Annotated in this window: 19 protein-coding genes; 17 read left to right on the top strand and 2 right to left on the bottom strand. The window is 39.6% G+C overall.

The window, feature by feature from the left end:
* The first annotated feature begins 148 nt into the window (after window positions 1–148).
* Entirely contained in the window at window positions 149–748 is a 600-nt protein-coding gene (locus tag VCHSUH03_RS07645; RefSeq protein ID WP_105094604.1) for a TetR/AcrR family transcriptional regulator, read from the top strand.
* 444 nt (window positions 749–1,192) lie between these two features.
* The gene (locus VCHSUH03_RS07650; RefSeq protein WP_005387626.1) at window positions 1,193–1,555 is read left to right on the top strand and encodes a hypothetical protein; all 363 of its coding nucleotides are present in this window, start codon (window positions 1,193–1,195) and stop codon (window positions 1,553–1,555) included.
* Between the two features lie 118 nt (window positions 1,556–1,673).
* Here VCHSUH03_RS07650 and bioB read toward each other — a convergent pair whose 3' ends face one another.
* Window positions 1,674–2,702 (bottom strand): biotin synthase BioB, encoded by a 1,029-nt coding sequence (gene bioB / locus VCHSUH03_RS07655; RefSeq protein ID WP_105086429.1) that lies wholly within the window; start codon window positions 2,700–2,702, stop codon window positions 1,674–1,676.
* A 312-nt stretch (window positions 2,703–3,014) separates the two neighbouring features.
* Between bioB and VCHSUH03_RS07660 the strand changes: the two genes are divergently transcribed.
* From VCHSUH03_RS07660 to hemQ, 6 genes are all read left to right on the top strand, one after another.
* Window positions 3,015–4,286: a metallophosphoesterase family protein gene (locus tag VCHSUH03_RS07660; RefSeq protein ID WP_105094605.1), complete on the top strand. Its 1,272-nt coding sequence runs from the start codon at window positions 3,015–3,017 to the stop codon at window positions 4,284–4,286.
* Window positions 4,276–7,158, top strand: coding sequence for an ATP-binding protein (locus VCHSUH03_RS07665; protein WP_105094606.1), 2,883 nt, complete (start codon window positions 4,276–4,278; stop codon window positions 7,156–7,158). The genes VCHSUH03_RS07660 and VCHSUH03_RS07665 overlap by 11 nt, the downstream gene beginning before the upstream one ends.
* A 163-nt stretch (window positions 7,159–7,321) precedes the next feature.
* Complete coding sequence (gene hemE, locus VCHSUH03_RS07670; RefSeq protein ID WP_105094607.1) at window positions 7,322–8,365, top strand: uroporphyrinogen decarboxylase; 1,044 nt, start codon at window positions 7,322–7,324, stop codon at window positions 8,363–8,365.
* Between the two features lie 4 nt (window positions 8,366–8,369).
* Entirely contained in the window at window positions 8,370–9,269 is a 900-nt protein-coding gene (gene hemH / locus VCHSUH03_RS07675; RefSeq protein ID WP_105094608.1) for a ferrochelatase, read from the top strand.
* On the top strand, window positions 9,266–10,975 hold the full coding sequence (gene hemG, locus VCHSUH03_RS07680; RefSeq protein WP_105094609.1) for a protoporphyrinogen oxidase: 1,710 nt from the start codon (window positions 9,266–9,268) through the stop codon (window positions 10,973–10,975). The genes hemH and hemG overlap by 4 nt, the downstream gene beginning before the upstream one ends.
* A 120-nt stretch (window positions 10,976–11,095) precedes the next feature.
* Window positions 11,096–11,827 carry a hydrogen peroxide-dependent heme synthase gene (gene hemQ / locus VCHSUH03_RS07685; protein WP_105094610.1) on the top strand — a complete coding sequence of 244 codons (732 nt, stop codon included), beginning with the start codon at window positions 11,096–11,098 and terminating at the stop codon, window positions 11,825–11,827.
* A 246-nt stretch (window positions 11,828–12,073) separates the two neighbouring features.
* On the opposite strand, the gene VCHSUH03_RS07690 is transcribed toward hemQ, so the two are convergent.
* Window positions 12,074–13,411 carry an MFS transporter gene (locus VCHSUH03_RS07690; RefSeq protein WP_105094611.1) on the bottom strand — a complete coding sequence of 446 codons (1,338 nt, stop codon included), beginning with the start codon at window positions 13,409–13,411 and terminating at the stop codon, window positions 12,074–12,076.
* A gap of 355 nt (window positions 13,412–13,766) precedes the next feature.
* Between VCHSUH03_RS07690 and VCHSUH03_RS07695 the strand changes: the two genes are divergently transcribed.
* From VCHSUH03_RS07695 to VCHSUH03_RS07735, 9 genes are all read left to right on the top strand, one after another.
* The gene (locus VCHSUH03_RS07695; RefSeq protein WP_105086443.1) at window positions 13,767–14,453 is read left to right on the top strand and encodes a Crp/Fnr family transcriptional regulator; all 687 of its coding nucleotides are present in this window, start codon (window positions 13,767–13,769) and stop codon (window positions 14,451–14,453) included.
* 71 nt (window positions 14,454–14,524) lie between these two features.
* A complete protein-coding gene (locus VCHSUH03_RS07700; protein WP_105094612.1) occupies window positions 14,525–18,202 on the top strand; it encodes a nitrate reductase subunit alpha in 3,678 nt (1,225 codons plus the stop codon).
* Window positions 18,192–19,619 carry a nitrate reductase subunit beta gene (gene narH, locus VCHSUH03_RS07705; protein ID WP_105094613.1) on the top strand — a complete coding sequence of 476 codons (1,428 nt, stop codon included), beginning with the start codon at window positions 18,192–18,194 and terminating at the stop codon, window positions 19,617–19,619. The genes VCHSUH03_RS07700 and narH overlap by 11 nt, the downstream gene beginning before the upstream one ends.
* Window positions 19,619–20,143: a nitrate reductase molybdenum cofactor assembly chaperone gene (gene narJ / locus VCHSUH03_RS07710; RefSeq protein ID WP_005381454.1), complete on the top strand. Its 525-nt coding sequence runs from the start codon at window positions 19,619–19,621 to the stop codon at window positions 20,141–20,143. Before narH ends, narJ begins: the two co-directional genes overlap by 1 nt.
* Entirely contained in the window at window positions 20,140–20,811 is a 672-nt protein-coding gene (gene narI, locus VCHSUH03_RS07715; protein WP_105081540.1) for a respiratory nitrate reductase subunit gamma, read from the top strand. The genes narJ and narI overlap by 4 nt, the downstream gene beginning before the upstream one ends.
* Before the next feature lie 342 nt (window positions 20,812–21,153).
* A complete protein-coding gene (locus VCHSUH03_RS07720) occupies window positions 21,154–21,756 on the top strand; it encodes a ferric reductase-like transmembrane domain-containing protein (protein WP_105094614.1) in 603 nt (200 codons plus the stop codon).
* A gap of 254 nt (window positions 21,757–22,010) precedes the next feature.
* Window positions 22,011–23,282, top strand: a complete 1,272-nt coding sequence (locus VCHSUH03_RS07725; protein WP_105094615.1) for a putative porin — start codon at window positions 22,011–22,013, stop codon at window positions 23,280–23,282.
* A 145-nt stretch (window positions 23,283–23,427) separates the two neighbouring features.
* A complete protein-coding gene (locus VCHSUH03_RS07730) occupies window positions 23,428–24,033 on the top strand; it encodes a ferric reductase-like transmembrane domain-containing protein (protein WP_105094616.1) in 606 nt (201 codons plus the stop codon).
* A gap of 178 nt (window positions 24,034–24,211) precedes the next feature.
* Window positions 24,212–25,417, top strand: a complete 1,206-nt coding sequence (locus VCHSUH03_RS07735; RefSeq protein WP_105094617.1) for an MFS transporter — start codon at window positions 24,212–24,214, stop codon at window positions 25,415–25,417.
* Window positions 25,418–25,630: the final 213 nt, after the last annotated feature.

Below are 25,630 nucleotides of genomic sequence, written 5' to 3' on the forward strand. Positions count from 1 at the left end.
ATTAAATTATTGTCGATTTAATTGAATAGATTATTATTTCTAATCTCTAGAACTAGTGTACCTTGTTTTGTTATACTAGTCTCAACAATAATTAACACTATGTTTATTAATAGACACATTGTATAAAAGTGTCTATATTGGAGGTTATATGATAACTCGAAAAGAAATGACACGTATGTTGTTAAAAGAAGGCTTGCTTAGTTGTTTAGCAAACAATTCTTTTGAGACTGTAACAGTAACATCGTTGTGTAAAGCTTCGGGTATAACTCGTTCTACTTTTTATTTACACTATAGTAATATCATGGAAATTGTTGATGATTTAGTGGATGATGCAATCGCTTATTCAAAGCCAGGAATGGTAGATAACAACAATTTACAAACCATAGCTAACACCTTATCAGCTGCTTCTAATTCTGTTTCGTTGAGAGAAGCATACGATTCTATTTTTGATAGATTGCCTTTATGTCAGCGTATTATACGACATAAAAAGTATTTACCTTTATTTTTAGATGAACAAATTTCAGAATATGTATTACAACGCATTATAGAACGTGAAAAAGATCGGCAAGGGCTCGTTATGGCAGAATCTCTTGGCGTTTCGTTTGATGTGGGGGTATCCGTTTTTGTATTTTTAGTACACGGTCTATATGCTGTTAATAAACAATATAAGTGGTCTCAGAGCGATGAGTGGTTAGAAGCTCAGAAAATTATTTTTGAACTAGTTTATCGTGGATTACAAAGTAGATAGAATTTATACACGTTTATATTTTGAGATTCATTAAAGTTTTATACAACGAAAAAAGGACTCCAACTGGAGTCCTTTTTTCATGTAAGGGGAGTGTTAGTATTAATATCAAATGAACCATGTATTTAAACAAGTAGTAGGTTTGGGGTTAGTAATACTTGTCGGGAGATAAATACACGTATGGTAACCAGGGAATTGTTACCTCTATTTATCATTTGACATTGTCATTATAAGAACAAAAAATGAGTTGAAAATGAAATTTTTTAAGAAATTTCTTTTAATTTCTTGAAATTCTAAAAAAGATAATAATTAAGTTTAATTATTGTTGATAAATATGGGACAATTTTGGTATTATATATAAAGGAGAAGTTGTATATTTTATAAAGGTTTAATGGCTATTAAAGTTTTATAAAGTATACAGCTCTTAGGCATGAGAGGAGCAGTCATATGAGGAAAATATTAACCATATTGTCCCTTTTGTGGCTACTCAGTATAGGGGGGACCGCTAACGCAACGGACTGGTATTATGTTGGACCAGATGCGTCAGGAAACCAATTATTTATTGACAATGACAGTGTTCAAAAAAGTGATTATGATGCGCTTTTGTGGCTGCGGGTCAATGAACTGGGTGGCGACGAATTGCGATATAAAGTGTATATAAGTAGATATAATCGTACCATGGAAACGTTAAAGGTAGATGCGTACATGGCAGACGGTACACCTTATGAAAATGTAGAGTATAATGAAAACCCAGAACCTATTGAAGGCAATACAAATGGTCAAGCCATTTATAATTTATTGTGGCAATAAAAGAACCATCTAGCACAGCAAACTAGATGGTTCTTTTTTATATGTGTAAAAAATTTATAAATCTTAGGAATATTTTTTATATACAACATTCTCAAACGAGAATGGTATATACGAAAATTTAAACTTGGGCAGAATTGCGACTTAGCTCCAAGTCTTGAATCATTTGGAGATCGTCTTGTGGAGAGCGACCACCAGTTGTTAAGTATCCACCAACCATGATGCCGTTAAGACCACCTTTTAAAGCATAAGCTTGTAAGTCACGAAGATTTACTTCACGACCGCCAGCTGTACGAATCAATGCGTTTGGCAAGATGAAACGGAACACAGCGAAGGTACGTAAAATATCTAGAGGACGTAATGCTTTATTATTTTCAAATGGTGTACCTTTAACAGGATTTAAAATGTTGAGTGGTACAGAGTCAATATGCAAACGTTTAAGCTCGAATGCCATCTCTACGCGTTGTTCTAATGTTTCATTAAGACCGAAGATGCCGCCAGAGCAAACTCGAATACCTGCTTTTTGAGCATTATCGATAGTAGACATTTTATCTTCGTAGGAATGGGTTGTACAAATATCTGGGAAGTGACTAGGCGCTGTTTCGATATTGGAGTGGTATCGAGTTACACCCACTTCTTTTAATTTGAGAGCTTGTTCGTAAGTTAACAAACCAAGAGAACAGCAAATTTCGAGACCTACTTCATTTTTAATACGGTCTAATACGCGAATGATTTGGTTAAATTCATTTGGGTTATTAGTATTACGACCACTCGTTACGATAGAAAAACGAATAGCGCCTGCTTCTTTAGCTTTGCGCGCCGCATCGAGGATGCTTTCATCATCCATGAACGGATATTCTTGAACACCTGTTTCGTGATGGGCAGATTGGGCACAGAATTTACAGTTTTCAGGACATTTGCCAGAACGTGCATTTACAATGGCGCATACATCCACGGAGTTGTCATTGAAATGCTGGCGAATTTTATCGGCCATAGCAAGTAAAATCATAGTGTCATCATCTGAAGTATGAATCAGCTCGATTGCTTCTTTCTTAGTGATTTCGCCGCCGTTCATAATGCGGTTGGCAATAGTAAGGATTTTTTCGTATGTACCCACTTGGGTTGATTGTTGATCTGTAGGCAAAGCCATAATAGCCTCCAAGAATTGTTAACTTAATAAAAACATAAAATATTGACAATTTGATTGTAAACGTTCGTGTATAAATTGTCAACTTAATGTATTTTTAAGTTAACAAAAATGTCGCAGTAGGTTTTAGACCATTTTAAATACAGGTAAGGCCTATAGTTTGAATCTAATGGGAGATACTATATTTTAGTATCTATTTAGATAGATTGATTGATAGTTATTTTTAAGTAATCTTTACGGTTTTGTAGTATAATAAAATATTGTAATTACTATATATAACTATAATAAAAGTACTAATACAAGGAGTGGATATAGATGCAGCCATTTCGATTTATACACTGTGGTGACCTGCATTTAGGGGCACCCTTTCAATACGCTACAGGTATTAGCCGCGCCGTTGATCGTGCCGTGAGCGAAGCTACCTATGTAGCCTTTGATACAATTATTGACACTGCTATTGATGAGCATGTTCATGCTGTTGTCATCGCTGGTGATATTTATAATAGCGAAGATCATAATCTAGAAGCACAGGTGCGCTTTGTGCGCGCCATGTATCGTTTGGCGGAACATCGCATTGCAGTATATATGGTGCAAGGTAATCATGACCCTGCTGAAAGCTGGAAGGCGCAACTGCAAATGCCAGATAATGTGCATGTATTCTCTAGTGAACAAGTACAACGTTTTCCATTAATTGTTAACAATATAGAAATTGGTGGCGTTTACGGCATTAGCTGTGGCCATGGTAATGAAAGCGACAATTATGCGCGCCAATACCGTGCCTTTGAACGTGATGAGTTTTCTTTGGCTGTCATGCACGGCACAGTCGGTTCTAGTGCAGGCTCTGAAAACCATAATGTGACCGGCCCGTGCAGTTTAACTGATCTTGCAGAAGCGGCTATGGATTATTGGGCGTTAGGACATATTCACAAATCTCAAGTTCTTAGCGAGGAACCTCTTGTTGTTTATTCCGGTAATCCCCAAGGTTTACACCGCAAAGAAATAGGCCCTAAGGGGTGCTATCTCGTCTCTGTATCCCATAATGGTCATTGCGAACCTCGATTTATTGAGACCAGTGCTATCCGTTTTGAAGAAATCAAAATTGATATTGCAGGCATGAAAACTGAAGCAGAATTCTTAGAAATTTTACGCCATAAAAAAGAAAACTTGCGTAAACAGTATAAGAAAAATATTTTGCTTTCCATTGTTCTCGTAGGCACAGGTCCATTGCATCGTTTATGTACACAAGAAGGTGTGCGCAAATTATGGTTGCAAGAGTCTCAAAGTGAAGAGAAAAGCAAGTCTATATTTGTTATGCCTTATCGCATGATGTGTAATACGCGACCTAGCATTAATTTGGCTGAACGTAGATTGTTATCCGATGTAGTAGGGGATTATTTACGCGCCTATGATGGTATGGTTGATGGCAATGCGGTACAGACGGTACGTCAAATTTTGGCAGAACGACCTGAGTTTAAACGCTTAGGTGTATATGCCGATTTGTTGAGTGATGAATTATTGCTTCGCGCCTTGAAGCGCTGTGAAATTGAAGGTGTTACTGTATTGATGGGGGCTAACGATGAACATTAAACGCATACGATTTGATGAATTTGGCCCGTATCGCAACTGGTCTTTCACTACGGGAAATCATGGTGTTCAGCTCATGTATGGACCTAATGAAAGTGGCAAAACCTCTTTGCTTGAAGGGATGCGCACACTTCTATTTGGTGGTACTCATAAGGCTTATGGTCCTATGACGGGTGCCCTCGATGTAGAGCGTAATGGTGAAAGCTACTACATTGGTCGTAAGGGTAAACAACTAGACTTTTACAGTCCAGGAAATCCAGCCATTCATGAGGAGCCAGCTCAACACTGGTGGCATGGTATCGACAAAAAGACATATAACCGCATTTTTGCATTGACCCTTGATGATTTACAAGGCCTCGATGTTCTACAAGAGGTAGAGGTTAGGTCTCGTTTCTTCGGCGCTGAAGGGGGCGAGCATTTAGGCTCTGTCGTAAAAGATGTGGAAAAAGGCGCTACTGATCTATTAGTAGCTTCCTCGAATGGTAAACGCCGCATCAATGTATTGATGGATGAGCTTAAAGAAAATCGTCAAAAGTTAAGCCATTTAGCCGAACATGAAACGCAATATGTAGAATTGCAAAAAGCCTTTCACAGTACGGAACAGACTGAAGCAGAATTACAAGGTCAGTTGCAAGAGTGGAAGGAATACCGCGATGGTATAGACGTCGTATTGCGCGCATGGGATACGTATCGCCGTAGCGAAGAAGCGCGTATGCATATGCAACAGTACAATAGTGAGCTTGCCTTGAGTCGTGATGAGTTCCTTCGTATCGATGAGGAAATCAAACGAGCTCGAGATAATATGCAGTTGTGGCAGGAAAAGGAAGCGGCCTTGATGCCAGCTAACTTTAGCCCAGATAGTCCATTTGGTACGTATGGTCAAGATATTGAAGACCTTATTCAACAAGGCGCCAAGTGGGAACAATTGCGCCGGGAGTGTGAAGAAGGGGATGCGTATATCTTTAAGGTACGAGAACAATTAGAGTTTTCTCGTTCTATGCATTCTGCGTGGCGTGATGATGAGCCGATGGCTGATGATGTGAATTGGTTTGAAGGAGAGCGCTTAGCAAGTCGCTTGCGCACTGCTAAAGATCAATTATTACATTGGCAAGATCGCAAGCCTGCTGAGGCTTCTGATGATTTGCCAGTAGCCAATCTCGACGGAGCATCGTTACCAAATTACAGCGAAGAGGATTTGGCGAAAAAAGAGCATCTCGAACGTGAACTAGAGCTTATCTTGATGGATATTGATCGAGTTACAGAGAAACGGGATAGCTATGGTCCTGATGCACAACCGACCAATTTGCCAAAGTGGTTACAACGCATTAGTGGCGTAGCTGCAGTGATTGGCGTTTTGCTCGTATTAGCAGGCTTATTAGTATTAGAGTCTGTACTCTATACGATTGGCGGCTTTATACTATTAATCCTATCTATGGCATTGTTCTGGTATGCTACATGGAGACGTCATAACGGCAATTCTGATGTGTCTAAACTGAATTATGAGTTACAAATCTTGTCATCTCGTAAATCTGATGTAGAGCATCAGCTAGAGGCAATCATTAAAGCCGCAACACCTGTAGCGAGCCCAATTCCATCCATAGAGGGTGCAGCACATCTTGATCGTTGGGTCCAAGAAGGTCATACGTTGCAAGCTATTTATGATGAAGCCCTTGCAGCTTGGCAGAATTGGTTGCCTCAAGGTGCGGCGAAGAGCCTTAACGAAGATGATTTCTTTGGTCTCAAACAAGAGTATGATCAATATCATGAACAATTACGCACCATTGAAGGCTATGAAAAGCGATTAGCTGAGCATAAAGAAGGGTTGCGCGTTATTGAAGACCAAGCGATGACATTGTGGTATAACCTTGGTGTGGAGGCGCCTGTATCTCCTACAGAGTTAAAACGTATTTATAACCAATACAAAAACTTCCAACAAAATAAAATTGTATGGGAACAAAAGGAAGCACAACGTAAAAGCTTCCGCAATGAGTACGATAATTGGCACCGCAAAGAAAAAGAATTACTACTTCGTCAACAAGAGCTCTTGCACAAGGCGGGTATGGAAAGCTCCAACGAGTATCGTCAACATCTTATTGATGAAGACCAATACAAGCAATGGCAAACCATTTACAAACAAAGTCAGGTTCAGTTAGATTTATTAGCTCCTGATGCGGAGAATAGAGATTTATTCTATCGCCGCTTGCGTGAAGGCAATAAGGATAATTGGCTTGATGAATTAGCTCATTCTGAACGAGAAATAGCATCCATTGAAGATAAGTTGGCAATCTTATATGAGCGCCGTGGTCAAATTGTGGAGTCTATGCGTGCCCTAGGTTCTGACCAAGAGCAACACCAAATGCTTCAAGAACGTGAAGCATTACAAAATGAACTAGAAGCTGCTCTTGAGGATTGGGCTACACAAGTGTTGATGAGTCACTGCATGGATAAGGCTCAACAATCGTACGAGCAAGAAAAACAGCCTCATATGCTAGAACTTGCATCTTCTTATATAGAACGGTTAACTGGTGGTATGTATACCTTTGATGTTCTTGGTATCAACGAAGGCGTAGCCTTGGTTAATGGCAATGGAGAGCGATTAGAGCTTAAGTACTGGTCTAGCGGCTTGGCTGACCAAGTATACTTGGCATTGCGATTAGCACTAGCGAAGGTATTTTCTTACCAAGTTGAATCCTTGCCAATCATATTAGATGATATTCTTGTGCGCTTTGATGAAAACCGTCAACGTAGCGCGTTAGAATTATTAGCTGAAATCGGAAAGAACCAACAAATCTGGCTATTCACGTGCCAACGTTCTGTATTTGATATGGCTCAATCTATTACAGGCATTGATTGCCATAGATTGAGTCGTAATTAAATATTGATTGCCACTGATTAAGTCATAACTAAATTGAACCCCTGTGAAGGTGTTTAGCTTTCACAGGGAATATTCATAGTGATGATATATGTGATGTAACTAAAGTAACTGTTTTAGTTATCATAGTGTGTTAGTATAAATTAGAAAGAAAGGGGTTGAGTACTTGAATACAGCATATTTAGATATGATCCAAGGTAAGAACCCTGGTGTAACACCTGTGTGGTATATGCGCCAAGCTGGGCGTAGCCAAGCGGAATACCGCAAAATCAAAGAAAAATATACGCTCTTTGAAATTACAAAAGAGCCTGAGTTGTGTGCTCGTGTTACAGAGCTACCTGTAAAAGAATACGGCGTAGATGCAGCTATCCTTTATAAGGACATTATGAGCCCTATGGTAGGCATGAATGTAAACGTAGAGCTCAAGGCTGGTGTAGGCCCTGTGTTTAATACACCAATTCGCTCCATGGCTGATGTAGATAAATTAGCTACCTTTGATCCTACAAAGGTAGATTATATTGGAAAAACGATTACTCTATTAACATCTGGTATGCTCGATGTACCGCTCATTGGGTTCTGTGGCGCACCATTTACGATTGCGTCTTACCTCATCGAAGGGGGACCAACAAAGAATTATAATAAGACCCGTGGCATGCTCATCGGTGCACCAGATGTGTGGAATGCATTGATGACAAAGTTAGCAGATATGTCCATTGAATATTTGTCTATGCAAGCTGAAGCCGGTGCGAACGCACTACAAATCTTCGACTCTTGGGTTGGTGCAGTGAATGCGGACCAATATAAACAAGGTATTTATCCTCATATGGAACGCATTATTAAGACTGTAAAGGAGAGATACCCTCACTTGCCTATGGCCATGAATGGTGTTGGTACGGATCATCTCGTATCTATTTGGTCTCATTTGCCATTGAATGTAATCGCTCTTGATTGGCGTAGCTCCATCGTTATGGCTAATGAACGAGGCGTAACACAAACGGTACAAGGTAATCTCGATCCAGCCTACTTATTCGCTGATGAAAAAACATTAGCTCACGAAGTGGATCGCATCTTACTTGATGGTGTTCGTTATGGCCGTCATATCTTTAACTTAGGTCATGGCGTATTCCCCGAGGCAGATCCTAAAAAGCTTCATTGGCTTACAGACTATGTACATGAACGCAGTCGTGAATTATGGGCACAAGAGGGGTAAGCTAGTGAACATCGAGAAAAAAGGATTATTATTCTTATCCTATGGTAGCCCTTCAAGTAAGGATGATTTAGTGCCATACATGACGAGTATTCGTCATGGTCGCGTACCGACCGATGCTGAAGTTGCAAATCTTACCCATCGTTATGATGTCATTGGTCAGTGGTCCAACGTAGAATTACAAACGATGGCAGAATGTCAATATAATAGACTGCTTATTTTGTTGCCATCCATACCATCGGCTATTGGATATCTTCATATGAAGCCGTCCATTGCTGATGCGGTAGATGCATTAGTCAAACAAGGTGTAGAGCATATTATCGCTATTGTAACGGCTCCATTCTTTACGTCTCTTGGTACTGGCGCTTATGAGAAACAAGTACAGGCTGCAATTGGTGACCTTCAAGGTGTAACCTTTGATGTTATTCGTGCTTGGTGGGATCAACCTTCCTTTATCGAGTATTGGGTAAAAGCAGTTTCAGACTGCATCAATGACACTAAAGATGTATTTGTCATTTTTAGTGCTCATAGCATACCTCTTATTAATAGTCATAATGCAGACTCTTATGCTTTGGCCTTAGAGGAAAGTGCAAAAGAAATCGCTCAACGTTGCGATTTAGAACAGTGGTCTGTAGCTTGGCAGAGCGCAGCCCCTCATGGGCAATGGTTAGGGCCAACCGTAGCGGAAGCAATCAATCAAGCTTTGCGTAGTGGTGCGATACATATAGCCTTTGTACCATTTGGCTTTGTAAGCAATCATGTAGAGGTGTTGTACGATAATGATGTAGAGTGCAAAGAACTCGTTGATGCTGGCGGCGCTGTATATATGCGTGCAGAAATGCCGAATTGTGATGAAACATTCTTGCAAGCGATGGCGAGTGCAATAATAGAAAGGATTCATTCGTGAATGTAACAATAGTGGGCGGTGGCCTAACAGGATTGACAGCGGCTTATTATTTAGGCCGTGCAAAGCCGGACTGGACCATTACTCTTTATGAACAAGCACCACGATTTGGTGGGAAAATACAAACACAACGCGTCGATGACTTCGTAGTAGAGCTGGGACCTGATTCTTACTTAGGCCGTAAAACGGAAATGACGGATCTCGTCTATGATCTCGGCTTAGGGGACACCCTTGTATCGAATGAAACAGGGCAAGCCTTTGTGTATGACAAAGGTTCTATTCATCCTATTCCAGGGGGCTCTATCATGGGCATCCCTACGGAAATGATGCCTTTTGTGAAAGCAACGCTTATTTCTTGGCCTGGCAAATTGCGAGCTGGTTTAGATTACTTTAAAAAGCCGTATCAGCTCGATAAAAATGGTGACGTATCCATTGGTCATTTCTTTCAATACCATTTAGGTCAAGAAATGATGGATAAACTCATCGAGCCTTTATTGGCAGGTATCTATGGCGGCGACATTTATAAAATTAGCTTGTTATCTACATTCCCTCATTTTATTCAAGTAGAACAAAAATATGGGAATATGGTAAAAGGCATGATGGCTGCTAAGATGGGCCACTCTAAAGCGGGGGTTACTAAAGCGGCTAAAGGCGCCGTAGCTGAAGGCGACGTACCGCGTGCTGGTAAAGGGACTATGACAGACCGTCAATTCGAAAGTCATGAAGCTAAGTCTACTAAAGCACAAGCAGATATGGCGAGCCGAAAGGGGACAGCAGCTCAATCTGGTATGTTCCGCCAGTTAACAGGTGGTCTTGAAAGCGTGATTACCGCTATTGTTGATGCTATGCCTAGTAATGTGCACTTGCATACAGGGACACTAGTTTCTAATATTCGCTATGTTGAAGGTATGTATGCTATCGATGTGGTGAAGTCTGGAAACGATGCTTGTGGCTGTGAAGCTAATGCTAGTGCTAATGCTAATTTTAATTCTAATTTCAAATCCAATTCCAATTCCATTAAAACTGATTCTATTAACGCTGATAATAGGGTTGAAACTAGCAATTCTACTACAGATTTAGCTACAGATTCAGCTACAGAGGTACTTCTTGATAAAGCTCCTGCTATGGCGGATCATGTGATTATATCTACACCGCCGGCGACGTATAATCAATGGTTTAAAGATGATGACGGCTTTGATTTCCTGCGCTCCATGGAACAGTCTAGTTGTGCTATTGCCATTATGGCCTTTGACAAAAGTACATTTGATGGTGAATTAAAAGGTTCGGGCCTCTTGATTACACGCAACACAGATACGCCTCTTACGGCGTGTACTATTCTTAATCAAAAATGGCCTCAAACAACGCCTGATGATAAAATTGTATTGCGCGTCTTTATCGGTAAACCAGGCAATGATGTGGTAGAACAATATAGTGATGAAGAACTTTCAGAATTAGCAGTAAAAGAAATTCAACGCATTATGAGTTTCTCCACGCAACCAGAATGGGTGCGTATCAATCGTCTTATTCACTGTATGCCGCAATATAATGTGGGCCATCGCGCAGGGATCACAGCAGTGCGTGAACATGTGGCAAAACACTATCCAAATTTACATCTCATTGGTACACCATTTGATGGCATCGGTATTCCTGATGGTGTGAAGCAAGCGAAAGAATTAGTACAGTCTATTGTGGATAGTAATGAAAATTAATATTAATAAATAATTATAAGAAAAGGCTCCATATGCTATAATAGTATATGGAGTCTTTTCGATTCTTAAAGTAAAAGATATATCATTTTAATATAATCACTATAGATAGGAGTGATCACAATGGGAAAAGCAATCCCTACAGTAGAAGGTTGGCATAGCCAACACATGGTATTCGCTATGGATTTCAGTGCATGGAACTGCTTTACAGATGAAGAAAAAGCAGAAGCACGCAACGAATTAAAAGCATTTTTAGCAGATCTTGAAGCTAAACATCAAGCTAAAGAAGGTAGCTATGCATTCTATGATTGCAATGGCGCAAAAGGGGATTTGATTCTATGGATCCTTGGTCCATCCCTTGAATACTTGGCACAAGTAGAACGCAAATTCCGTCGTCTTGCGATTGCAAGCGTATTAGTTCAAACATATTCTTATACATCTGTAACAGAAGTAAGTGCTTACGTTAAAGCTAAACTCGATACAGAAGAAGTTAACCAAAAATTATATCCTCATGTACCTCGTGACAAATACATCTGCTTCTATAACATGAGTAAAAAACGTGAAGGTGATGACAACTGGTTCATGCTACCACCACAAGAACGAGGCATGTTGATGAAATCTCACGGTGAACTTGGTAAAACATACTTAGACGTTTTATCCGAATTTACAACAGGCGGCTGTGGCCTAGACGACTGGGAATGGGGCATTACAATCTTCAGTAATGATGACATCCAATTCAAAAAAATCGTATACGACATGCGCTTTGAAGTAGCTAGTGCAAAATACGGCATCTTCAGCGACTTCTACGTTGGTACCATCATCGACGATGCACTACTAGAAGAAATCTTTGGATAATAAAAGGGACTGCCAAGCAGTCCCTTTTTCCTTCCCACTAACATGAAGGCTATAATTGTAAACAGAAACTATAATTCACATTACGCTAAAATGCTGGTTCATATCTATTTTTTAATAAAAGAACTCCCTCATAAAATCCGACTTGCGGGTTCAAGGCCTATGGCCGCAGAACTAATTCGCATGGAGGATTGTTGAGGGAGTCTTTTATTACCTTATTTTGTTGTGAATTATAGTTTCTGTTACACCTTATGCATTCATATTTGCACTTTTACGTACATAGAACCAGAAGCACACAGCTACAGTTACAAGGTTGAAGGCTAACAATACAGCAAAGGCTGGATGAATATTACCGAATGTGGAATATACAAAGCCAAAGATTTTAGGTGTAATGAAGGCACCGTATGCAGCTACAGCAGCAACGAAGCCAGTAATTAAAGAGGATAACAACGGATTGCCAAATACGTGTGGAATCATACGGAATGTTGCACCTGTTGCGAAACCACAGCATACGAATGTCAACACGGACATAGCAAAGAAGAATGGGAAGTTGTGCATATCTACACCAACTGCGATCAATGCAGTGGTAGCACATAAGCCAATGAGGCTAACAAAAGTAACTTTTGTACCGCTGTTAATTTTGTCGGATAACCAACCACCTACAGGACGAAGAGCACCTGCTACAAGGGGACCTACGAATGCGATGGATGCAAATGGTACTTCAGGGAATTCTTTACCTACTAATAAGCCAAGTGCTGCAGCATAACCGGAGAAAGCACCGAAGGAACATGTATATAACAATGTAAGTGCCCAAGTGTGTTTGTTACCAAAGATTTGTACAAGGTTTTTAGGATTTGGTTTTTCTAGAGGTAGGTTATCCATGAAGCGAGTCATCAATGCAAGGATAACAACGAGTGGTACGACCCACATGAAAGCTGCATTGGCAAGATATACGGCGTTGCCTTTAATAATAGCAGGTGTTACACCAAATACGCTACCTAGTGCGGCAGAGCCCATAGCGAATGGAGCTAAGAAGTAGATTACGGAGATACCAAGGTTACCAACGCCGCCGTTGATACCAAGGGCTGTACCTTTTTCAGATTTAGGGAAGAAGTTGCCAATGTACGCCATGGAGGACGAGAAGTTGGCGCCCGCTAAACCGATAAGGGCTGTTAAGATCATGAATGTCGTATAAGAAGTTGTTGTATCTTGAACGGCAAAGCCAAGCCATACAACAGGAACTAATAAAATAAGTGTGGAAATAAATGTCCAGTTTTTACCACCGATTAATGCTGGCATGTAGGTATATACAAAACGTAATGTAGCACCAACAAGACCTGGTAATGCGGCTAATGTAAATAATTGATCTGTTGTAAAGTTAAAGCCAGCGCCATTTAGTTGTGCTGCAATGGTTGCCCATAAATACCATACACAGAATGAAAGGGTTAATGCAATTGTGGATATAACCAAGTTTTGTTTAGCAATTTTTTTACCAAACTTTTCCCAAAATTCTGGATTTTCTGGTTGCCAATTAGCCACAATTTCGCTACGGCTTGCCCCTACTTGAGGCATTTTTAGTTCGCTCATTTTGAACTTCTCCTTACTAAAAAACTATACATGCAATGAAGACATGGAAGATACAATTATCAGTCAATGTATATGAATATTGCAATTTATAGAATTTCTATAGAAAATATTCGAATTACTTAGAGAACTGAGTTATAATTATTGTATCAACAAAATTTGCAATGTCTTATATCACAAATATATTATATATTGTAATTTTTTTTGTGAATGTGACATAAAACACACATATTCTGAAATTAATAAGTTATAATAATCTTATATATACAAAAAAGTATATAATACATGTGCTTTTACTATAAATAGATTAGTATAACTAATGGATTTTATTTTAAAAGTACAATGGAGTGGTGAAGGTATGGATAAAAATTTAATTAACCAATTACTTGCTTTGCCGGGCGAGGAACTCCATCTTAAAAAAGGTGATTTTCTCTTCCACGAGGGGGACAAGGCAGAACACTTTTACGTAGTGTTAAAAGGTAGAATGAGCATTAAGAAATTCGAATCTAGTGGGCACATTTTTGCGTTGCGTCTAGTAGGTCCGAATAATGTAATTGGTGAGGTTCCGTTGTATGAGGAGAACACAAGAACTTATGTGTTCAACGCCATCGCTCGGGAGGATTGCTCTGTTTATTCCATTCGCTATGATGTGTTAGAGCCAGCTATTGCAAAAGATCATTCATTGGCTATTGCGATGATGCAAATCTACACATTACATATGCGTCGTCAACAGGCAAAATACCGAGACTTGCTACTATATGGCAAGAAGGGAGCATTTTATTCTACCTTGTTGCGCTTAGCCAATAGTTATGGTGTAGAGCGCGAGGATGGTATCTTTATCGATATCGCCCTAACAAATCAAGAGTTGGCTGAATTTGCTGCCACATCAAGAGAAAGTTTAAATCGCATGCTAAGTGAGTTGCGTAAGTTGGGCTATGTAGCCTATGACAAACACCATCTAGTAATCTGTGATTTTGATGCTTTAATCGGATTGCTTGATTTAGAGGTTGATAATATAGACCCTAATATTAGTAATATCGAATAACAGTATTTTCTCCTTTGTGTTAGCTCAGCTAGCACAAAGGATTTTTTTGTAGTTTTGAAGGAGGACACGAGATGAGCTTGTTGTCTCAAAAGTTTAAGTTTCTTCGCAAGAAGAACGTATCTCCAAGCGGCCATCAAATAACTGAAGATGGCGGTCGCGAGTGGGAAAATTTTTATCGTGACCGTTGGTCTTACGATAAAGTTGTCCGCACAACGCATGGCGTAAACTGTACTGGTTCTTGTAGCTGGAATATCTACGTTAAGAATGGTGTTGTAGCGTGGGAAAATCAGGCTACTGATTACCCTGAAACACCAGATGATATGCCGGATTACGAACCACGTGGGTGCCCTCGTGGTGCAACATTCTCTTGGTATCTCTATAGCCCATTGCGCGTAAAATATCCATATGTGCGCGGCGAATTGGCTGAGCTTTGGAGAGAAGCTAAAAAGCATGCTAAGAACCCAATCGAAGCTTGGAAATCTATCGTAGAAGATCCTGAAAAAGCGAAAAAATACAAATCTGCCCGTGGTATGGGTGGCTTTGTGCGCTCCACATGGGATGAAGCGACAGAAATTACTGCTGCATCCTTATTATATACTGCAAAAACATACGGCCCTGACCGCAACGCAGGCTTCTCTGTAATTCCAGCGATGTCCATGTTATCCTATGCAGCAGGTGCTCGTTTCCTTAACTTAATGGGTGGTTCACCATTGTCCTTCTATGACTGGTATGCCGATTTACCACCTTCTAGCCCTCAAGTTTGGGGTGAACAAACTGATACACCTGAATCTGGTGACTGGTACAATGCTGGTTACATCATGACTTGGGGTTCTAACGTACCATTGACTCGTACGCCAGACGCTCACTTCTTAACAGAGGTTCGTTACAAAGGTACTAAAGTAGTATCCGTATCCCCTGACTATGCGGAATCTACAACTTCTTCCGATGCTTGGCTCAATGTAAAAGCCGGTACTGATGCGGCTCTTGCTATGGCAATGGGCCACGTAATCTTAAAAGAATACTACATCGATAAAGAGACTCCATACTTCAAAGAGTATGCTAAAGAGTTCACAGATATGCCATTCCTTGTACGCGTTGAAGAAATCAACGGCACTGTACAACCAGGCCGCTTCTTAAATGCTAAGGATTTGGGTCGCCAAGAGGAAGGCGCTAACTTCCAAATGGTATTAATCGATGATACAACTAATGAAATCGTTATCCCTAATGGTACAATGGGCGAACGTCACACAAATCCACAAAAATGGAACTTACGCCTTGAAAACCGCGATACAGGGGCTAAAATCGATCCTCGCTTATCCGTGTTTGATCAACGTGAAGATGTGACTGTTGTTAAGTTGCCATACTTTGGCGATGAAGAACATGAAGGCGTTATTGAACGTGCTATTCCTACAATTACAGTACAAACTGTAGATGGTCCTGTAAAAGTAACTACTGTATATGACCTTATTCTTGCTAACTATGGTATCGACCGTGGTATCGGTGGTGAAGTGGCAACATCTTATACAGATGACACTCCTTACACACCTACATGGCAAGAAAAAATTACTGGCGTAAAAGCAGATATCGCTATTGCTACAGCTCGTGAGTTTGCTGATAATGCAGAAAAAACTAAAGGTCGTTCCATGATTATCATGGGCGGTGGTATCAACCACTGGTACCATGCTGACGTGATTTACCGTACAATTTTGAACCTTATCATGTTCTGTGGTACAGAAGGTGTTAATGGTGGTGGCTGGGCTCACTACGTAGGTCAAGAAAAACTTCGTCCTGTTGAAGGTTGGGGCGGTATCATGACAGCTAACGACTGGAGTAAAGCTCCTCGTTTGCAAAACGGTACATCTTGGTTCTACTTTGCTACAGAACAATATCGTTCTGATTGCATCGACTTGGCAGACCGCGTATCTAAATTAGCTAAGCCTCGTTATCGTCACCCTGGCGATTACAACGTATTAGCGGCTCGTTTAGGTTGGTTACCATCGTATCCTACTTTCAATAAAGGCAGCCAAGAATTGATTAATGATGCTCGTGCAGCTGGTGCTGGTACAGAAGCAGAAATTAACCAATATGTGGCGCAAGCGTTGAAAAATAAAGATTTACAATTCTGCGTAGAAGATCCAGCGGCTAAAGAAAACCATCCACGTAACTTATTCGTATGGCGTGCGAACCTCATCGGTTCCTCTTCTAAAGGTCATGAATACTTCTTGAAACATTTATTAGGTACTAAAAATGCGGTATTAGAAGATGACGATGCACCTACACGTCCAGAAGAAATCAAATGGCGTGAAGCTGATGGGGCAGGTAAACTTGACCTCTTAATCGACATCGACTTCCGTATGGCTTCTACAGGCTTGTACTCTGATATCGTATTCCCTGCAGCTACATGGTATGAAAAAGAAGACTTGTCTTCTACAGATATGCATCCATATGTACACGTATTCCAAGCTGCTGTTGATTGCGCATGGGAAACTAAATCTGACTGGGATACATTCCGTACCCTTGCAGAAACAGTATCTCGCGTAGCAAAAGAGTCTGGCTTCACAGAATACGAAGACATCGTAGCATTGCCTCTTGGTCATGACAGCCCAGGTGAAGTGGCTCAACCAGAAGGTAAGGTTCTTGACTGGAGCAAAGGCGAATGTGAACCAATTCCTGGTAAAACAATGCCTAACCTCGTTCATGTAAAACGTGACTATAGCCAAATCTTTGAAAAATTCATTGCTTTGGGACCTAACATCGAAAATAAAATGGGGGCTCATGGCTTAGCTTGGGATGTATCTGATGAATATCAAACATTGTATGCACAAAATGGTACAATTGATAATCCGGAATTCATTTCTCATGGCCGTCCAAGCATTTACGAATGTAAAGAAGCTTGTAATGCTGTATTGACATTGTCTTCTTGTACAAATGGTAAATTGGCTGTTCGTTCTTGGAAGGCAATGGAAGAAAAAACAGGTCTTTCTGATCTTGAAAAGAATGCAAAAGGTCGTGAACAAGAAAAAATTACCTTTGATGACATGGTTCGCCAACCACGCTTCATTATTAGCTCTGTAACAAGTACTGGTAAAAACGATAAAAACCGTCGTTATTCCCCATTCACAACATCTACAGAAGATAAAGTACCATTCCGTACCGTAACAGGTCGTCAATCCTTCTATTGCGATCATGAAATGATGCGCGATTACGGTGAAGCTATGGCGTTGTACAAACCTGTATTGTCCTACAAACCAGTACAAGGTGACTACAAACAAGAAGGTATTCCAGAAATTACATTGAAATACTTAACACCACATAATAAGTGGTCTACTCATAGTATGTACTTCGATAGCCAACAAATGTTGACATTGTTCCGTGGTGGTCAAACTATTTGGCTCAACGAAGATGATGCAGCAGAAATTGGCGTTAAAGATAATGACTGGGTAGAAGCTTTCAATAAAAATGGTGTAGTTGCAGCTCGTGCAGTTGTATCTCCACGTATTCCTCGTGGCATTTCCTATATGCATCACTCTCAAGATCGTCACATCAACGTTCCTGGTACGCAAGTTAAGAAAGACCGTCGCGGTGGTACACACAACGCACCAACTCATATTCACATGAAACCGACACACATGATTGGCGGTTATGGTCAATTGAGCTATGGCTTTAACTACTATGGCCCAACTGGTAACCAACGTGATATGACAATTGTGGCTCGTAAGTTGAAGGAGGTGGATTGGCTTGAAGATTAAAGCTCAAGTATCCATGGTCCTAAATTTGGATAAGTGTTTAGGCTGTCATACATGCTCTATCACTTGTAAAAATACATGGACGAACCGCGAAGGCGCGGAATATATGTACTTTAATAACGTGGAAACTCGCCCAGGTGTAGGCTATCCACGTAATTGGGAAGACCAAGAAAAATGGAAGGGCGGCTGGACGCTTGATAACTCTGGTAAATTAGCTCTTTCTACAGGTTCTAAAACAAATCGTTTGATGAAATTATTCTTCCATCCTGAACAACCAGAGTTGAAGGATTATTTCGAACCTTGGACTTACGACTATGAAACATTGATTCATGGTGGTCGTAAAAATAACCAACCAGTTGCTCGTCCTCGCTCTCTTGTAACGAAACAAAAAATGGAAGTTACTTGGGGCCCTAACTGGGATGACGATTTGGCTGGTGGTCAACATGCTCGATCTGATGTGAATTTAACTAAGATGGGTCAAGATATCGTATTTGATTACGAAGAAGTATTCATGCGCTATTTGCCACGTCTTTGCAACCACTGCTTGAACCCTGCGTGCGTAGCTGCATGTCCATCCGGCGCAATTTATAAACGCGACGAAGATGGTGTAGTTCTCGTATCTCAAGATGTATGCCGCGGTTGGAGACATTGTGTTCCATCTTGTCCATACAAAAAAATCTTCTATAACTGGGAAACTAATAAAGCTGAAAAATGCGTATTCTGTTACCCGCGTTTAGAAAATGGTTTGCCTCAAATCTGTGCTGAAACTTGTGTAGGTCGTATGCGCTATGTTGGCGTTGTATTCTACGACATGGACAAAGTAGAAGCTATGGCGGCTACAAAAAATGAACAAGATATTTACGAAAATACATTAGATTTGATTTTGGATCCTCATGATCCAGAGGTTATCAAAGCGGCTCGTGCAGAAGGCATCTCCGAAGCATGGATTAAAGCAGCTCAAAAATCTCCTGTATACAAACTTGTAAAAGAATGGGGCGTGGCATTGCCATTGCATCCTGAGTATCGCACATTGCCAATGGTTTGGTATGTACCACCACTCAGCCCAATCTTGCAACGTGTAACATCTGATGTATACTTGCCAGATGCACATGAAATGCGCGTACCTGTACAATACCTTGCTAACTTGTTTACAGCAGGTAATACAGAAATTTTAGCTCGTACATTGCAACGTGTTCTCGACATGCGTGAATACATGCGCCGTCGTGAAACCGGTGACGGTCCTATTGAACATAAAGTTGATTTAACAGAGGATCAAATGTACGGTATGTACAAATTGTTGGCATTGTCCAAATACAATGATCGCTTTGTTATTCCATCTGATGTAAAAGTATCTCGCGAAGGTCGCCTTGAAATGCAACATAATCGCGGCTTTGCTTGCCCTACAGGGGGATGTCAATAATGAAGGATGCTCAGAAAATCGCTCTTATTGCGTCATTTCTTCTACGCTATCCTGATGAACAATGGTATAACGAATTACCTGAATGGAGAGAGGACGCCCAATCTGTTGGGCATCCTCAACTTCGCCAAGGTTTATTAGAATTCTTCGACTATGTAGAGGAATCCGATAAAAAAGAATTTGAAGACCAATATGTTCGTACCTTTGATTTTAGTCAAAATACAACAATGTATTTGTCGACTTATGAATTACAAGGTACTGGGGAACAAGCAGAAGAACTCGTTAAATTTAAAGCTTTCTTCCTAGAAAACGACTATGATTTGCCAAAAGAAATGCCAGACTATATTCCAGCACTTCTTGAATTATGTGCCGTTATCGATGATGAAAAAGCAAAAGAAATTTACGACTATTGTAAGCCAAAATTGGAATACATTAGAGAACGCTTCATTGAGGCTAAATTGCCTTATGCATTCTTGTTTGATATTATCTTGTCTGTTGCAAATGGATTGGAGGACGGTGCACGATGAATCTATTCCTTTGGGGCGCTTTGCCTTACATCGCTTTCACCTTCTTAATCGTAGGTACTTTGGTTCGTTTCTTCTACTTTGAAAGAAACTGGACTACAAAATCGAGTGAATTTTTAGAGAAAAAACAATTGCGCATTGCCAATCCATTGTTCCACTTTGGCTTGCTTTGCGTTATCGGTGGTCACGTAGTAGGTGTGTTAATCCCTAAAACTTGGACTGCTGCAATCGGTATTAATGACCATTTGTACCATGAAGGTGCTTTATACATGGGTGCTGTAGCTGGTATTATCTTTATCGTAGGCTTCTTGCTTTTGATGAAACGTCGCTTTACTGTGCCTGCTATGAAAGTTAATACATCTGGTCTTGATAAATGGTTATATTTGTTCTTAACATTAGCCATTTTCAGCGGTATGGCTGGTACATTGCTTAATGCATCTGGTTTCTTTGATTACCGCGTATCTATCGGTCCTTGGTTCCGTAGCTTACTATCCTTTATGCCTGATCCATCCTTGATGGAAGGCGTACCATTCATGTTTAAATTCCATATGTTAGCGTGGATGGTGGTAGCTATTATCTTCCCATTCAGCCGTTTGGTACACTGCTTGAGTGTTCCACTCAACTACTTAACACGTCCGTTCATTGTATATCGTAAACGTGACGAAAAATAATTAGGATGATGATTGATTTGTATGCCCTTCATGATATGACAAATTAATCTTAGCCCCTTGTAATAGTGAAAGCTGATGCTCACTACTACAAGGGGCTTTTATTTATTAATTTTTGTTAGAGTAGTTTAGATAACATAACATAACACTATTTCTGATTTAATTACCTAGCTTTTACCGAAACACTTTTGAGTTGTTTATATAGTTAAAGTGAAAGACTAAATTAGAATTATTCTTATAATGAATGCTACCTATCTAATATAAGTAATCTGCAAATTTCGATTTAAATGATAAAATATGTTAAGTAAAATTGATATTTCAGGAATTATGTTAGAGAGGTTTATGATGAATCAAGTGGAAACGAAACAGTATAAGAGTATTTACCATATCTTTATATGGATTGCAGTATTCTCCTTAATTATGATCGGTTTGCTAGAGTGGGGCTATATCGTAGGTGGTCGTGCCTTCGGGAACTATAAAGTCTATACAGGCCTTGTACCTTGGTGTACGTGGATTGTGATGACTTATTTGGCAACTCGTCCTAAATGGTTTACAAGTCGTTATAATTTATGTGAAATGTTCAAGGTTCACCGTGCATTAGGTATTGCATCTGTAGCTGTTATTGCATTCCATTTGTATCTCTATTTCGGTAAAGCTGCTAAATCCGTTCTCGGTTGGTGGGGTGGCTATGTAGCCCTTACTTCCTTCGGTATTGGTACTATTTCTGGCCTTGCGTTCTTGACGCCAAAACTTAGAAAAGTTACACCATCTGGTCGTAATGTTGGTATTTGGCTTCATCGTTTAAATCTCGTAGCATTAGTTGCTGCGGATATCCATATTCATGGTTTTAATCGTATTTCCAAAATGGTACCATTCCTTCAAGTGTTTGATATCATTACATATGGTCTTGTGATTTATTGTATCTACTTGATGTTTAAAAAGAAATAATAAGATACATACAAATCCCTTCTGTATTATACAGAAGGGATTTTTTCGTTATATTTTTATTTTCTAAGAAATAAAATATTCTATATTATCAGTTTAATGCATAATTGATTATGAGATTGATATACATTCTCCCTTTACTCACATAATGAAAATTGCTATTATTTGTATGTTAAATATGATAATGATAATTATAGTCATATAATTCATTATTTATTCATTTTTTATTAATCATTATTTATTGTGTGAGGTTTATTATGATTAAACGTAAAATGACTAGTGCTTTTGCAGTGGCAGCCATGATGGGTGTGGCTACAGCGTTTGCTGTTAATCCATTTTCCGATGTTCCGTCCGATAGTTGGGCATACCAAGCAGTAGATCAATTGGCTACAGCTGGTATTATCAATGGTTATCCTGATGGTACTTTTAAAGGTCAAAATAACATTACTCGTTACGAAATGGCTCAAATGATTGCGAAAGGCATGGCTAATCAAGATCGTGCTAATGCAGAACAACAAGCTATGTTGAACCGCTTGGCTGACGAGTTCTCCAATGAATTGAATACACTCGGTGTGCGTGTAGCTAAATTGGAAGACCGCGTAGGCAATGTTAAAGTAACTGGTGATGCTCGTATCAACTACATCGGTAAAGATGGTATCGATGGTTATGATTACGAAGATAAAATTACAGCCCGTGTACGTTTAGGCTTAGATGCAAAGGTTAATAAAAATACATCTGTGAAAGCGCGTATTACAACAGGCTCTATTGAGTTAGGTGATAGCTCTAAAGAGGCTCAAGCTAATTGGGATTTAGCATATGTAGAGCATAAATTCGGTAAAAATGTTGTCGTTGATGCTGGTCGTTATACCCAAAAATTTGGTGGTGGCTTGATTTATAGCTCTAACTTTGATGGTGTAGGCGCTACAGCGAAGCTAGGTGATAAAGTTACATTAAATGGTGCATATGGTTATATGACAGCAGGCCGTTTTGCTAAGACTAGCAGAGAAGATAATGGTGATGTAGGTCTTATTAATGCCCATGTAGCTGTTAATGATCACTTTAGCTTTGGCGGTATGTTTGCTCATGTAGGTACAACAAATGTACGTATGGGTAATGGCAAGAAAAATAACGAATTCGATAATGTATATGGCTTTAATGCTAAATATAATGTTGGTAAATTCGGTATTGATGGCGAGTGGGTAAAAGCATCTGGCTTGAGTGATTCCGATATTTGGAACGTAGGCGTTAAATGGGGCGATTATAAAATTAACAAGAAGAATTCTTGGGATATCCGCTTAGATTACTACGATCAAGCTAAAAATGCCCCAGTATTTAAAACGCAAAAATATGAATCTAATGACTTATTAAAGAAAACACGGTATGAAGGTTATAAAGCATGGCAATTAGGTGCATCTTACGCACCAGAGAAAAATATTGGTATTAATGCCTACTATGGCTTCCATGCGAAAACACAAGATGGTAACCGTGTAAATGATTACTACCGTGCAGACCTCAACTTCAAATTCTAGTTCTAATTTTAGGATGGATCTGGATTTAATAACTAATTAGTTTTAAGTTCTAAGTAGAATGCTATGTGAATTGAAATTGTTAGCATGCTACATTAGGCCAACTAGATATATACTGGTAGTTTGTATAAGAAATAGTGAGGTTTATATGGCAGAAGTAGTAAAAAAACAGTTTAAGAGTAAATACCATATTTTAATATGGATTGCGGTTTTATCCCTAATATTTATGGGAATGGTAGAATATGGTTATGTAACAAGCGGTAGATCATTTGGTAACTGGAAGGTTCACTTAGGTCTTATTCCTTATGTTGCATGGCTTGTATTAACATATATTGCAACAAGACCAAAATGGTTTATCAAACGATATAATCCAAAAGAAATGTTTGAAGTTCATCGCATCGTAGGTATCGTTAGTGTTGTTCTTGTATGTGCACATTGGTATGTATACTTCTTGAAAGCATTGAAGTCCTTCTTAGGATTCTGGGGCGGTTATATCTCCCTTGGAGCCATGTTTATTGCTCTTATCTTTGCCGTATTGTACTTAACGCCTTGGGTAGGCAATATGGCAAAATCTGTATCTTGTAAAAAAGCAATCTGGATTCATCGTTTGAACCTTATTGCTATCATTGCAGCAAATATTCATGTTCATGGTTTTGGACGTTTGTCTAAAATGGTACCATTCTTGCCTGTATTTGATGTAGTGACGTATGCACTTGTTATTTACTACATCTATTGGATGTTTAAACAAAAATAAATGATGTATACGTACTTTTATTCTTATAAAAGTCGTATAATCATAGAACTAAAAAGAGACCATCTCTACCCTTTATATGTGGAAGAGATGGTCTTTTTTTGTAGTTTACGATACAATATTATTGTGAGTATATTCTATTATTTTGTGTAAGTATATACTAATAAGAAAGAAGGTCACTATGGATTCTTCTTGGAAACGAATTATCTATTTAATCTGTATTATACAGATCGGTGGGGGAATAACAATTATAGGGGTACTATCATTCCTACCCTTATTTCTTATAGAATTAGGTCTACATAATCCAGGTGAAGCTGCTATGTGGGCAGGTATTGTATCCGGTGTAACGCCGTGTATGGTAGCGCTTAGTGCACCGTATTGGTCGCGCAAGGCAAACCAGCTTGGGCCACGTAAGGTAATGATGTTTATCTTATTCACTTTAATGGTTACGGTGGGGGCCTGTGCTTTCACACAAACCCCGTCTCAGCTGTTGGTTCTAAGAATTTTGCAAGGTGTAGTTGGTGGCTACGTACCGATAGGACTGGCTATTATTGTGCTCATAACACCTGAGGAAAAGGTTCCATGGGCGATGGGGCTGTATCAGGCCTCTATGGTAATGGGACTCGTCTTTGGTCCTCTTATGGGGGGATTAGTGGCCGATTTATTAGGCTATAGAGCACCATTTTTTGTATTTTCTGGATTGACTGGAATTTGCTTATTAGGTATTTATTTCTTAATGCCTAATTTACAGTTTAAGCATAAGGTAGATGCTCAAGAATCACAGATTTCTTTGATTAAATCATTTTTAATGATACCCCGAGTTCGTCTATTAGTGGCGATGCAGTTTTTATGTAACTTTGGTATTACTGGTATTGGTCCCATCTTACCGCTTTATATCAAACACTATATGGCCGTGAATGATGAATTTGTTGCTACCATTGTAGGGATTATTATCTTTGGGGCTGGTTTGTTTAGCGCCTTAGCATCCATTTCAATCGGTAAGGTAACACAACGATTGACCATGCCTCGTATTATCTTTACTGCTACATGGGCGGTGGGCTCCTTATTTATTTTGCAATACTTGATGCCTAGTATATGGGGACTTGGCGTATTCCGTGCTATAGCCGGATTCTTTATGGGCTTTATTACGCCAATTGCAAATACGCTGATATCCAAGGCCGTCCCTGTTGAGCGACGCGGCATTGTCTTTGGTGCCGTATCTAGCGTAGCCATGATGGGTAATGTTTTAGGCCCTGTTATTAGTGGTATTATTGCGCGTGCCTTTGGATATGGTGCTGTGTTTTGGTCTACGGCGACAATATTCTTTGTGGCGTCCTGGTTTGTATATCGTAATTTAGTTATGTCTCGTGAAAGCAGTTCATCATAGTGAATCTACTTTCAATGAAATATAATAATTGTAGTTGTAGTTGTAGTTGTAGTTGTAGTTGTAGTTGTAGTTGTAGTTGTAGTTGTAGTTGTAGTTGTAGTTGTAGAGAAAAATATTATGTGAGTAGCAAATACCAATGAGAGGGGTCGGTGTATGTTGTGTAGTGGGCTAGTAGATAGAGTAAGGCTACTAATTATAAGAGAGATGAGAGTG

The organism is Veillonella infantium (assembly GCF_002959895.1).
In the GTDB taxonomy this organism is placed as follows: Bacteria; Bacillota; Negativicutes; order Veillonellales; family Veillonellaceae; genus Veillonella; species Veillonella infantium.